This is a genomic window from Rouxiella silvae, assembly GCF_002093625.1.
GTDB lineage: Bacteria > Pseudomonadota > Gammaproteobacteria > Enterobacterales > Enterobacteriaceae > Rouxiella > Rouxiella silvae.
Window position 1 is genome coordinate 3,310 of the sequence record NZ_MRWD01000058.1, and the last position, 12,912, is coordinate 16,221.

General features: G+C 51.6%; 10 protein-coding genes. 9 read left to right on the plus strand and 1 reads right to left on the minus strand.

The window, feature by feature from the left end:
* The 9 genes from BS639_RS19935 to BS639_RS19975 all read left to right on the plus strand — a co-directional run.
* Positions 1-2,654, plus strand: a 2,654-nt coding sequence (locus tag BS639_RS19935) for an Ig-like domain-containing protein (protein WP_158086945.1), incomplete at its 5' end; no start/stop codon positions are given.
* A 209-nt stretch (positions 2,655-2,863) separates the two neighbouring features.
* The gene (gene hinT / locus BS639_RS19940) at positions 2,864-3,214 is read left to right on the plus strand and encodes a purine nucleoside phosphoramidase (RefSeq protein WP_055783146.1); all 351 of its coding nucleotides are present in this window, start codon (positions 2,864-2,866) and stop codon (positions 3,212-3,214) included.
* A gap of 64 nt (positions 3,215-3,278) precedes the next feature.
* A complete protein-coding gene (locus tag BS639_RS19945; RefSeq protein ID WP_055783150.1) occupies positions 3,279-3,647 on the plus strand; it encodes a YcfL family protein in 369 nt (122 codons plus the stop codon).
* A gap of 21 nt (positions 3,648-3,668) precedes the next feature.
* Positions 3,669-4,283 (plus strand): penicillin-binding protein activator LpoB, encoded by a 615-nt coding sequence (lpoB, locus tag BS639_RS19950; protein ID WP_055783155.1) that lies wholly within the window; start codon positions 3,669-3,671, stop codon positions 4,281-4,283.
* The gene (locus tag BS639_RS19955; protein ID WP_233427722.1) at positions 4,237-5,121 is read left to right on the plus strand and encodes a phosphotransferase; all 885 of its coding nucleotides are present in this window, start codon (positions 4,237-4,239) and stop codon (positions 5,119-5,121) included. The genes lpoB and BS639_RS19955 overlap by 47 nt, the downstream gene beginning before the upstream one ends.
* 16 nt (positions 5,122-5,137) lie before the next feature.
* On the plus strand, positions 5,138-6,172 hold the full coding sequence (nagZ, locus tag BS639_RS19960) for a beta-N-acetylhexosaminidase (RefSeq protein ID WP_173882119.1): 1,035 nt from the start codon (positions 5,138-5,140) through the stop codon (positions 6,170-6,172).
* A gap of 57 nt (positions 6,173-6,229) precedes the next feature.
* Positions 6,230-6,772 carry an alpha/beta hydrolase YcfP gene (gene ycfP, locus BS639_RS19965; RefSeq protein WP_055783162.1) on the plus strand — a complete coding sequence of 181 codons (543 nt, stop codon included), beginning with the start codon at positions 6,230-6,232 and terminating at the stop codon, positions 6,770-6,772.
* Between the two features lie 253 nt (positions 6,773-7,025).
* The gene (locus BS639_RS19970) at positions 7,026-8,330 is read left to right on the plus strand and encodes an NAD(P)/FAD-dependent oxidoreductase (RefSeq protein WP_055783761.1); all 1,305 of its coding nucleotides are present in this window, start codon (positions 7,026-7,028) and stop codon (positions 8,328-8,330) included.
* Between the two features lie 342 nt (positions 8,331-8,672).
* Positions 8,673-9,209: a glycine zipper 2TM domain-containing protein gene (locus BS639_RS19975; RefSeq protein WP_055783164.1), complete on the plus strand. Its 537-nt coding sequence runs from the start codon at positions 8,673-8,675 to the stop codon at positions 9,207-9,209.
* A 97-nt stretch (positions 9,210-9,306) separates the two neighbouring features.
* Here the strand turns inward: BS639_RS19975 and mfd are convergent, their stop codons facing one another.
* Positions 9,307-12,756: a transcription-repair coupling factor gene (mfd, locus tag BS639_RS19980; RefSeq protein WP_084984128.1), complete on the minus strand. Its 3,450-nt coding sequence runs from the start codon at positions 12,754-12,756 to the stop codon at positions 9,307-9,309.
* Positions 12,757-12,912: the final 156 nt, after the last annotated feature.

Consider the following 12,912-nt stretch of genomic DNA (forward strand, 5'->3'; position numbering starts at 1 on the left):
ACGCGCCGGTGCTCACGGCCGAGGCTGTGAAGGTGGACTGGGGTACAGTGAATGTGGGTCTGGGTGTTAAGGGCGGCAACGAGGGTCCTTACATTTATCAAGCCGACTCTGCGGGTGTAGTTAAGGTCTCTGACAAAGGCGATCTGACGCTTCTGAAGGCCGGTACGACCCGTATCAATGTCAGTCAGGCGGCAACCGCCACCACGGCGGCGCCGGCATCGATAAAAGTCTCGGTTACCGTTAGGAAAATACTCGGCACAGTTTTAAAAGCCGAGCCGATGACACTGAAAGTTCTTAAAACTCAGGGTATTGAGGTCAGCGCCGGCAACGGCGGCACGCTAAGTTATCGCAGTGATAATCCAAAAATCGCCAGTGTGGGCGATGACGGTAAGGTTACGGCGATTGCAAAGGGCACGGCGAAGGTGACGGTGACGGAGGCGGAGAGCGCCAACTACCTTGGTCAGGCGTTAACGTTCGATGTCAGCGTTGATTTAAACGACGCGCCGGTGCTGCATGCTGACCCTGTGTCGTGGGAGTTTGGTACGGTGCCGCGCCCGCTGTATGTTCAGGGCGGCAACGATGGGAAATTAAGCTTTACATCTGCAGATGAGAGCATTGTTGCGGTGAACAGCAGAGGCGATCTGGTCTTTGTGAAAGGAGGTACGACTAGTATCACAGTAAGTCAGGCGGAAACAGCAACCACGGCGGCTCCGGAGGCTATCGAAGTCAACGTTACAGTTAGGAAAACACTCGGCAGAGTTTTAAAGGCCGAGCCGATGACGCTAAAAATTGACCAAACGCACAAGGTGAAGATAACCAGTAGCAACGGAGACAAAGGTGGCAAGCTGAGTTATCGCAGTGACAGGCCAGACATCGCCAGCGTAGACGATGAGGGTAACGTTACGGCGAAGGCTAAAGGCACCGCGAAGGTGACGGTGACGGAGGCGGAAACTGCTACCCACAAGGGACAGACGGTCACACCTATCGTCACCGTCAATCTAAAAGACGCGCTAGTGCTGTATGCAGATCCTGTAACAGTTGACTTTGGGGCGGCGAAGGGAAAGCTGAGTCTCTCCGGCAGCAACGGCGGGAAATTGAGCTTTAGTTCATCGAAAGAAAACGTAGTAAAGGTCTCTGACAAAGGCGATCTGACGTTTGGGGAGGTAGGTCTGGCCGACATTACGGTCAAACAGGCAGCAACCGACACCACGGCGGCACCGATATCTATAAAAGTCCCCGTTACCGTTAAACATGGAAAACCTGTCATTAAAGATTTAAAAATTACCGGGCAATCTGCCATCGGAAGTAAGCTGGTATCATCTTATAATTACGTCGGTAACGGTGTTGCAGAGGCAAAGGAAAAGGCGAGTTACCAATGGATGAATGAAAAAGAATGGATAACGGGGGCGAAAAGTAAAGACTACGTTATTACTGCTGCAGACGTTGGCCACGAAATCTATGTTCAAGCTATCACGCATAATACGTTGGATGAACTCAGTAGTTTTGTTATTTCCAATAAAATAAAGGTTATACCGTTACCGAGCATAACTAATCTGAGGATCTGGGGTAGTCCAATAGAAGGTCAGACTTTGGACGCCTTATATACTTTAGAAAATGGGGATGCAGCTAAAACTGAAAAAACAATTACCTGGGAGCGTACTTCAGCAGGGAGTAATTCAGGAATAATCCCCGGGGCCACTAAGCCACAATATGTGCTTACTGCCAATGACGTAGGGGCCGTAATTCGCTTTAGGATTATTGCAACAAATTCTAGTGGGTCAACGGGAGGATTATCTTCATCACCTACTACAGGCAATGTTATACCGTTACCGAGCATATCTAACCTGAGCATCAGCGGAACGCCAATTGTAGGAAAGACGTTAGACGCTAAATACACTTTGCTATATGGGGATGCAGCTAAAACTGAAAAAACAATTACCTGGGAGCGCACCTCTGGGAGTAATTCAGGAATAATCCCCGGGGCCACTAAGCCACAATATGTGCTGACTGCCAATGACGTAGGGGCCGAAATTCGCTTTAGGATTACTGCAACAAATTCTAGTGGGTCAACGGGAGGATCATCTTCATCACCCAGTGTTGGCGCTGTTGTCAATAAGCCCAGTGTAGACCGATTAAATATTAGTGGGACACACGTAGTGGGTCAAGAATTGAAGGCAAACTATGCTTTACTAGATGGAGATGATACCGAAACCGAAAAAACAATCATCTGGTATGTTCAGGGAACAGTGGTAGCAAAAGGAACGCGATATTATAGACTGGTAGCCAATGATGTAGGAGGCCATATTTCTTTCGAGGTGACGGCAACCAGTTCTGATAATACCGTTGGAAATACAAGAATTTCAACGCACTACGGCCCTATAAAAGATAAGCCTAAACCTGCGGTGAGTAATCTCAGTGCATCTATCAAATCATGCGGTTCTTCTCTAAGGGAATATACCGCGCATTACGACTATGATGCCAAGGGTGGAAGCGATGAAGGGGATACGGTTATCACGTGGACGGGCAGCTCTAAAACAAGTCAGGGTAAAGTCGTTTGTGTGAATATATATAATTCAAATGGGTATAATAAGATGACAATTACACCTAAAAACAAAGATGGCATTGTAGGCGACGTGGTTGAAAAGAGCATTTAAATTGTAGCAATAATACGACTAATTTAGATTGAATTTTAGTCAGTTGAAAAGTGGCGACAGATATTGAAAAGCGTGTTTGATATCAGTCGCCACAGCCCTTTAGCCTTGTGTTGAACTGCAAACGCCTTAAAAACTTGAAAATTGGAGAATGGCTGACTCATACTGCGCTCACCGCTTTTGTAATGAAGCGCGATCAATGGAGAAACATCATGGCCGAAGAAACTATTTTCAGTAAAATTATCCGCCGCGAAATTCCGGCAGACGTGGTTTACCAAGATGAGTTGGTCACCGCTTTCCGCGATATCGCCCCGCAGGCACCTAACCACATTCTTATCATTCCGAACGTGCTGATCCCGACCATGAATGATGTCACCGCCGAGCACGAAGCCGCACTCGGGCGCATGATGACTGTCGCTGCCAAGATTGCCGAGCAGGAAGGCATTGCAGAAAATGGTTACCGTTTGATAGTTAACTGCAACAAAGACGCCGGTCAGGTGGTGTATCATATACATATGCACCTGGTGGGTGGTCATAATCTTGGCCCTCTTTTGTCGCACTAAAACGCGTTTTTGCGGCTTTGATGCCCACCACCGTGGGTATCTTGAAGCTTATTAGGGGAAGGTTATGCGATTTTTGATGGCATGTGCAGTGCTGCTGTGTCTGACTGGGTGCAGCAGCAAGCCGGGCATCGCGCTGAATAATCAGCAAACGGTTATTATGGAATCACCGGTGTTGACCGCCGGGATCATTCCCGGCACGCCGTCGCTGTCTGTGGATCAGGGGCGTCAAAAGGCCACGCTGTCTCTGAGTAACAATCAGCCCAAAGCAATACAAATACACTATGTTTTCTATTGGTATGATAAGCAGGGGTTAGACCTGCTGCCGTTTGCCGCGCCGCGCACCATTACCGTTCCGGCAAACTCAGACGTTGATATTTACTCGCTTAATGGCAATCTTGATGCGTACAGTGTGCGCGTCCATCTTTATCTTTAAAGTTCGGTACGGAGAGGGTTGATGAAAAAGTATTTACTCGTGGCATTGGCAACGTTGGCACTCAGTGGGTGTATCACGACCCAGGAAGAACAGTCGCAGCAACCTCAGACGCCACCACCGACGACCACTGCCCCCGTGACGACCGTACCTAGTACGGGAACCCCTGAAACGTCAGGTCAGCCACCGGTTCAGACCATACCTCAGCCGCCTAAGCTGCAGTCTATTGACTGGAGCGCGACTGTGCAGCCACTGGTTGCCAAAATGCTGCAAGCTGAAGGCGTACAGGCGGGGAGCGTTTTGCTGCTCGATAACGTGAAGAACAGCACCAACGGTTCTCTGCAAACCGGTAAAATAACCTCGGCGATGCACACGGCACTGGCGTCGAATAATACCTTTACTGTGGTTCCGGCTTCACAGTTGGCGACGGCGAAACAGGCGATGGGGCTTTCGCCGGACGACAACTTGGTTTCTCGCAGCAAGGCGATTGCACTGGCGCGTCAGGTTAATGCCCAATACGTGCTGTACAGTGACGCCAGCGGTAACGTGAAATCGCCAACGCTTGATATGCAATTGATGACAGTGCAAAGCGGTGAAATCGTTTGGTCCGGCAGCGGTGCGGTGCAAAATCAGCAATAGTCTGCAAGTCTGGGTTAAGAAATATCTTCCGGCGGATTATTCCGCCGGTTGTATTTTTACACCCGTTGAAGGGCTAAGCAGCGAAAGCTGGCGCATTGTGGCGGGTGAGCACCGCTGTTTGGCGCGGCATGAGTCGGCCGAAAAACGGCTGCTGGGCATTAGCCGTAAACGCGAATGCAGACTGCTGCGATCTTTGACGCCCCAAGCCATTGCCCCTTCAGTAATCTGTTGGAAAAGCCCTTGGCTGGCGGTGAGTTGGATTAACGGACAAACGCTGGATACGGCCTCTTTTTTCAGTCAATCTGCGCAAAAGCGTTTAGCAACTATGCTGGCAGCGTTGCACGGCAGCACCCCACAGGGCGAGCCTCTTGACTTAAAACGGCGGTTGCAGATTTATTGGCAGTCCATTGATGCGCGGCGATTAACACCTGCCTGGCTGCGGGTACACCAGCGTTTAATGAAACGACGACTGCCCTCTGCGCTTAAAATATCGACGGCACACATGGATATTCACCCTGAAAACTGGGTCGAGGGGCCACAGGGTGACTGCCTAATCGACTGGGAGTATGCCGCAAACGCAGATATCGCGTTAGAGTTTGCCGCGCTGTTTCGTGCAAATGACTACAGTGCGCAACAACGAGCGCAGCTACTGCGATACTATGTTCTGAGCGGCGGATATTCAGATACTCTTAAACTTGAGCGTCAAGCCCGCCAGTGGCAGCCGTGGCTCGATTATTTGATGCTTATGTGGTTTGAAGTGCGCTGGCAGCAAACTGCCGACACACGCTATATCGATTGGGCGCGTACGCTGCGCCAGCAATTATTTAACGAAATATAATCAGGAGTGGCCGGTTTTGGGTCCAGTAATGTTAGACGTTGCCAGCTATGAGCTGGATGCTGAAGAGCGCGAGATTTTGCAGCACCCGCTGGTCGGTGGGCTGATTCTGTTTACCCGTAACTATCATGATGTTCAGCAATTGCAGGAACTGATCCGCCAAATTCGGGCGGCCTCGCGCCAGCGCCTGGTGTTAGCGGTAGATCAGGAAGGCGGAAGGGTACAGCGTTTTCGCGAAGGTTTTACCCGCATTCCCGCCGCGCAGTCATTCGCTGCGTTAAACGATCCGCGTGAAGCGGGGCGTTTGGCCGAAGAGGCCGGATGGCTGATGGCCGCAGAAATGATTGCCATGGACATCGACATAAGCTTTGCACCGGTACTGGACATTGGCCATATCAGCGCGGCGATTGGTGAGCGTTCTTTCCACGCTGACCCGCAAAAAGCGCTGGATATTGCCGAGTGCTATATTCGCGGAATGCACGCGGCCGGGATGAAAGTGACCGGCAAACATTTCCCGGGGCACGGCGCAGTGACTGCCGACTCGCATAAGGAAACGCCGCGCGACGATCGCCCGCTTGAGGAAATCCGCCAGCACGATATGGTCATTTTCCGCCAGCTGATTGAGCGCAAGATGCTCGACGCTGTCATGCCCGCGCACGTGATTTATACCGAGGCAGATCCACGTCCGGCCAGCGGTTCGCCTTATTGGTTGAAGCAGATTCTGCGCCAAGAGCTGGGCTTTGGCGGCATCATTTTCTCTGACGATTTATCGATGGAAGGTGCCGCCGTGATGGGCAGTTATGCCGAGCGCGGTCAGGCCTCACTTGATGCCGGTTGTGACATGATTTTGGTATGCAACAACCGCGACGGGGCGGTGAGCGTGCTTGATAACCTGTCACCGATCAAGGCAGAGCAGGTTGCCGGCTTGTACCATGGGGGAGCCTATCAGGGCAAATCCAGCCGTCAGGCGCTGCGTGATACTGACCGCTGGCAGCGCTCGAATCAGGCGTTAACGGCGCTGGATGAGCGCTGGCAGGCGCACAAGCAGGCCTGACAGACTCTATAGCTGTCACGGCCTATAAAGTGATACCGAGGTTTAATGAGGAAAGATATGATCATTTATTTGCATGGCTTTGACTCAACCAGTCCGGGAAATCATGAGAAGGTGTTGCAGCTGCAGTTTATCGATCCCGATGTTCGATTTCTCAGCTACAGCACGCTGCACCCTCGTCATGATATGCAACACCTCATCAAGGAAGTCGACAAGGTGCAGCAGCAGGCAGAAGGTAAAACCACGCTTATCTGTGGCGTAGGGCTTGGCGGTTATTGGGCGGAACGTATCGGCTTTTTGTGCGGCATACGCCAGGTGATGTTCAATCCTAATCTGTCACCGCAGAACAACATGACGGGAAAAATCGATCGACCGGAAGAGTACGTGGATATTGCCACCAAGTGCGTGAACGATTTTAGAGAGAAAAACCGCGACCAATGTTTGGTGATCCTCTCGCGTGAAGACGGCGTGCTTGATAGCCAAGAGACGGCCGATGCGTTATCTCCTTACTATTCCATCATTTGGGATGAAGAACAGAGCCACAAATTCAAGAACATTTCTGTGCATTTACAGCGCATAAAGGCTTTTCAGCACCGCGTCTGAATCATTTAATTGTAACTTTTTAAAATATCCCTTTCTGCTAACCGGCGTTAACTGTTTGAATAACAAGCTGCAAAAAAATTGTTATCGCCGGGCTATTCCGAAAAAAATTGATGTAGATCAATTTTGGTATAACCAATTGACCCCGCCATGTTATTCTCAGCCATGAAGATGATTTAACTTGAACAACCCTATGTTATCTAAGGATAAATTTTTACCCTTAGATAACATTTGGTTTACATTTGAGGGGGTCATAGTGACTGAAGCAAAGAAAAAAATCGTGATTATCGGCGGTGGGGCAGGCGGTCTTGAGCTTGCAACCAGTCTGGGTCGCAAACTGGGTCGCAGTAAAAAAGCCGAGATTATTTTGGTAGACCGTAACCACAGTCATCTGTGGAAGCCACTGCTGCATGAAGTTGCCACGGGAAGCCTGGATGATGGCGTTGATGCACTGAGCTACCTCGCACATGCACGCAACCACGGATTCACCTTCCAAATCGGTTCACTTACCAACATTAGCCGCGACAATAAAACCATCACGCTGGCTGAAATTCGTGATACCAACGGCGAACTGCTGGTGGCCGAACGTGACTTGGCCTATGACCAACTGGTGATGGCGCTTGGCAGTACCTCCAATGATTTCGGCACTCCGGGCATTAAAGAGAACTGCATCTTCCTGGACAACCCGCATCAGGCTCACCGTTTCCACAATGAAATGCTCAACCTGTTCCTTAAGTATTCGGCTAATCCAGATAAAAAAGGCACGGTTAATATTGCTATTGTGGGCGGCGGAGCGACTGGTGTGGAGCTGTCGGCCGAACTGCATAATGCGGTGAAAGAGCTGCACAGCTATGGTTTTGAAGGTCTTGATAATCAGGCGCTTAACGTGACATTAGTCGAGGCCGGCGAACGCATTTTACCTGCTTTGCCGCCGCGTATTTCTGCTGCTGCGCATCAGGAATTGACCAAAATTGGCGTGCGCGTATTGACGAAAACCATGGTCACCAGCGCGGATAAAAATGGCCTTAACACCAAAGACGGCGAATTTATTGAAGCTGATTTAATGGTGTGGGCTGCTGGTATCAAAGCCCCCGACTTCTTGAAAGATATTGCGGGTCTGGAGACCAACCGTATTAATCAGCTGGTGGTTGAGCCAACGTTGCAGACCACGCGCGATGCCGATATTTACGCCATTGGCGACTGTGCCTCTTGTGCGCTGCCCGGTGGTGGTTTTGTTCCTCCTCGTGCCCAGTCAGCGCATCAGATGGCGTCTCGCTGTTTTGCCAATATCATGGCTCAGCGCAGCGGCCGTAGCCTGAAACCGTATGTCTACAAAGACCATGGTTCACTGGTTTCACTCTCTCGTTTTAGTACCGTAGGCAGTCTGATGGGGAATCTGACTAAAGGTTCCATGATGGTTGAAGGCCGATTGGCACGCTTAGTCTATGTTTCTTTATACCGCATGCATCAGATTGCGCTGCATGGCTATGCGAAGACCGGGTTGATGATGTTAGTGGGCAGTATTAACCGGGTTATTCGCCCGCGTCTTAAACTTCACTAAATGACTGTACAGCCTCCGGTTTTTTTACCGGAGGCTGAATCGATTCCATCTTTATCCCCTCAAAACAAACACCTTCCCTTGGTTAAAATTTTTAATCATACAAACACCCGAGTGTGCATTCGTTTGGTGAAATATCCTAAGAATGCTCCTAAAGCCCACCGTTAATGCGTATATTCAGCGTTTTTTCTCCAATAGTCTTATTGTTCGCTCTGGGCTAAATGCGCAAAATTTATCTCAGGTTCAAGAGAACTGTTTACAGAAGGCGATTCACGCACGCCGTTCCCTCGAGGGAGTCGATGAGTAGGGAGCAAAATGCGTGTTAACACTTTAGGAGAATGTCCTGTGAACAAGTCAATGTTAGCGGGTGTCGGTATCGGTGTGGCGGCGGCATTAGGCGTTGCGGCTGTCGCAAGCATGAACGTTTTTTCTTCTGCTCCGCAGTACGCGCAGGTTGTCAGCGCAACGCCCATTAAAGAAACCATCAAAACGCCACGACAGGAATGCCGTAATGTTACGGTCACTCACCGTCGTCCGGTGCAGGATGAAAATCAAATCGCCGGTTCTGTATTGGGTGCCGTCGCGGGTGGGGTTCTGGGCCATCAGTTTGGCGGCGGGCACGGACGTGATTTAGCGACGGTTGCTGGTGCGCTGGGCGGTGGTTATGCGGGTAACCGCGTTCAAAGCTCAATGCAGGACAACGACACCTATACCACGCAGAAGCAGCGTTGCAGCACCATCTATGACAAGTCAGAAAAAATGTTGGGCTATGACGTGACCTACAAAATCGGTAATCAGCAAGGCAAAGTGCGCATGGACCACGATCCGGGCACGCAGATCCCTCTGGACAAGAGCGGTCAGTTGCAGTTGACCCGCAGCTAACTTTTTCGTCAAAAATCTGTTCCTTGTCTGAGTAATAAGCCCGAGTTTTACGCTCGGGCTTTTGCTTTTTAAGCATCGTGATTGCAGAGCCTGAGTATTAGCCCGCGAGCTGATGCCCCGCAAACTCCTCAAGCAATTCATCAACAAACTTCAGGCGTTTTGGCCTGTCGGTCAGGTCGAGCATGAACTTCAGCTTACTTGGGCCATCCAATCGATAAACCTGCGGCTGTTTTTGCAGTAAACCAATCAGATAACCTGGGTCCACGCGATTCTTGTCGCTAAACTCGACAAATCCGCCACGCTCATTGCCTTCGATACGCTTAATGCCCAGTGCTTTGGCCTTAAGGCGCAGCACGGCAATGCTCAACAAATTACGCGCACCGTCAGGCAAGGTGCCAAAACGGTCAATCAGCTCTACGCGCAGTTCGTCAACTTCCTGCGGAGTTCGGGCACTGGCAATGCGTTTATACAATGATAGACGGGTATTCACGTCGGCAATAAACTCTTCCGGCAGCAGCGCAGGCATGCGCATTTCAACGTCTGTCTGGCTGGTCGTGAGATCTTCGAGCGACGGCTCGCGACCCTCTTTTAGCGCTTCAACGGCGTTTTCGAGCAGTTCCATGTACAGCGAGAAGCCGATAGAACTCATTTGCCCGCTCTGGCCTTCACCTAATAGCTCACCGGCACCGCGGATCTCAAGGTCGTGGGTGGCCAGCGCAAAACCGGCTCCTAAGTCTTCGAGTGAGGCAATCGCTTCGAGGCGCTTGTGGGCGTCGGCAGACATCGCTTTAGGCGGCGGGGTGAGCAGATAAGCATAGGCCTGATGATGCGAGCGCCCTACGCGGCCACGCAGCTGGTGCAGCTGGGCAAGGCCAAGGTGGTCGGCGCGCTCCATGATAATGGTATTGGCGGTGGGAATATCAATACCGGTTTCAATAATGGTGGTGCAAACCAATACGTTAAAGCGCTGATGATGGAAGTCATTCATCACTCGTTCAAGATCACGCTCGCGCATTTGTCCGTGACCGATGGCAATACGCGCCTCAGGCACCAGTTCTGCCAGTCGTTCGGCGGCTTTATCGATATTGGCTACGTCGTTGTAAAGATAGTAAACCTGGCCCCCGCGCAGCACTTCGCGCAAAATAGCCTCACGTACTACCAGACTGTCGTATTCGCGAACGAAGGTTTTCACCGCCAGACGGCGAGCCGGTGGCGTAGCAATAATCGAAAGGTCGCGCATGCCGCTCATCGCCATATTCAGGGTTCGCGGAATAGGCGTCGCGGTGAGGGTGAGAATATCCACATCGGCACGCATCGCCTTGATTCGCTCTTTATGACGCACGCCGAAGCGGTGCTCTTCATCGACGATCAGCAGGCCCAGATCTTTCCAGTGCAGATTGCTCTGCAACAGTTTATGGGTGCCGATAATAATATCGACCTTGCCCTCAACGGCTTCTTCAAGCACCGCCTGCTGCTCTTTGGCACTGCGAAAACGCGACATCATTTCAATGCGTACCGGCCAGTTGGCGAAGCGATCGCGGAAGTTGTCAAAGTGCTGCTGCGCCAGCAACGTGGTCGGGACGAGTACCGCAACCTGCTTGTTGTTGGAGACGGCAAGAAACGCGGCGCGCATCGCCACTTCGGTTTTACCAAAGCCCACGTCACCGCACACCAGACGATCCATAGCCAGCGGTTGCGTCATGTCGGTCAGTACGGCATTAATGGCCTGTGACTGGTCCGGGGTGGTTTCAAACGGGAAAGTTTGACAGAACAGCTGATATTGCTCTTTATCGTGCTTGAAGGCGAAACCCGCTTTGGCTTCACGTTGGGCATAAATATCCAGCAACTCCGCCGCCACGTCGCGCACTTTTTCAGCCGCTTTCTGCCGCGCCTTGGACCATGCCTCTCCGCCGAGTTTGTGCAGCGGTGCGGTATCATCAGCACCTCCGGCATAGCGGCTAATCAGATGCAGGGAAGAAACTGGCACATAAAGCTTGTCTTCACCGGCGTAGGTCAGAATCAGGTATTCGGCCTTAATGCCGCCCGCTTCTAAAGTAGTCAGGCCTAAATAACGGCCTACGCCGTGCTCGAGATGCACCACCGGCTGGCCTGGACGCAGCTCGGCGAGGTTGCGGATCAGTGTGTCGGTATTAATCGCGCGACGGGTGTCCTGACGGCGGCGGGCCACGCGTTCGCCCAGCATGTCGCTTTCACAAATCAGCGCCAGCTGTTTTTGGTTGTCCAGAAAACCCTTTTCACAGGCACCAATCATGATATAGCGGCCCGGCTCTGCGGCCTGCTCGATGCGGGTAATCAGCTGAGGTTGCAGCTTGATGCGGCCAAGCAGGTCCTGCAGGGTCTCGCGACGACCTTCGCTTTCAACTGAGAAAACGACACTGCCGTTAAAGGTTTCGTTAAAGCGGCGCAGGTTGTCCATCGGCGCTTTGTTTTGCGGCACCACGGAGAGGTCCGGCAGCGGCTGATAGTCAAGATTGGTATTGGCGCTTTTTTCCGCCAGCAGCTCGGTTTTAAGCTGCATGCGTGGCCACTGCTTGAGCTCGGAAAACAGGCTGTCTACTTTTAGCCACAGCAGTTCTGGCTCAACCAGCGGGCGCATCGGGTCGATGCGGCGGCTTTCATAACGCTGAACCACATCCTGCCAAAAACGATCGGCGGCCTGTTCCAAATCACCCGTGTTCAGCAGCAGGGTGTTTTTCGGTAAATAGCTGAAGAGTGTGCTCAATGGTTGGCTGAAAAACAGCGGCTGCCAGTATTCAATACCGGCAGGGAAAGTGCCTTTGGTCACCTGCTGATAAACGTGCTCGGCCTCGCGGCGGACCTCAAATTTTTCACGGAACTGGCTGCGAAACAGCTCGATAGCATTTTTATCGGTCGGGAATTCGTGGGCAGGCAGCAGATTTATTGATTCGACTTCGCTCAGTGTGCGCTGGGTATCGACGTCAAACAGGCGCAGGCTGTCAATCTCGTCGTCAAAGAAGTCGATGCGGTAAGGTTCATCGCTGCCCATCGGGTAGAGGTCGAGCAGGGCGCCACGTGTGGCAAATTCGCCGTGCTCCATCACCTGATCGACACTGCGATATCCTGCCTGTTCGAGCTGTGAACGCAGTTTGTCGCGTGAAAGACGCTGGCCTTTTTTCATCACCAGCGCGTGCCCGTGCAGGAACTCATGCGGACAAACGCGCTGCATCAGCGTATTGACCGGAAGAATAATTATGCCGCGTTCCAGGGTCGGTAGCTGATAAAGGCTCGACAGACGGGCAGAAATAATTTCCTGATGCGGAGAAAAACTGTCGTACGGCAGCGTTTCCCAGTCGGAGAGGCTGATCACTTTATGTTCGGTAAACTGCTGGATCTCATCGCGTAAACGCAGTGCGTTCTGCATATCCGGCGCGATAAGCATCACCGGACCGGGATGGCGCTCGCTGATTTCGGCGCACTCCAACGCGCAGGCCGAACCGGTGAGTTGCCCCAGCTGACGGGTATCGCCGGGACGTTCTGGCAGTGAATACCGCCTTTCTTGAGGCATTTTTTGAAGCATAAGCAGTTTCGCTATCTCTTTTGTCGGCGGTAAGGGCCAGATTTATAAACCGTATCTTGCGATGGGGTTTACCATCAGGTCAATCCGATTTGTTCACGACTCTACATAAATAAAAGCCGCCTGGTAACACCGTTAATGGTTCCA

Coding starts and splice junctions, on each gene's coding strand:
- hinT (WP_055783146.1), top strand. CDS start 2,864: ATGGCCGAAGAAACTATTTTCAGTAAAATTATCCGCCGCGAAATTCCG.
- BS639_RS19945 (WP_055783150.1), top strand. CDS start 3,279: ATGCGATTTTTGATGGCATGTGCAGTGCTGCTGTGTCTGACTGGGTGC.
- lpoB (WP_055783155.1), top strand. CDS start 3,669: ATGAAAAAGTATTTACTCGTGGCATTGGCAACGTTGGCACTCAGTGGG.
- ycfP (WP_055783162.1), top strand. CDS start 6,230: ATGATCATTTATTTGCATGGCTTTGACTCAACCAGTCCGGGAAATCAT.
- mfd (WP_084984128.1), bottom strand. CDS start 12,756: ATGCCTCAAGAAAGGCGGTATTCACTGCCAGAACGTCCCGGCGATACC.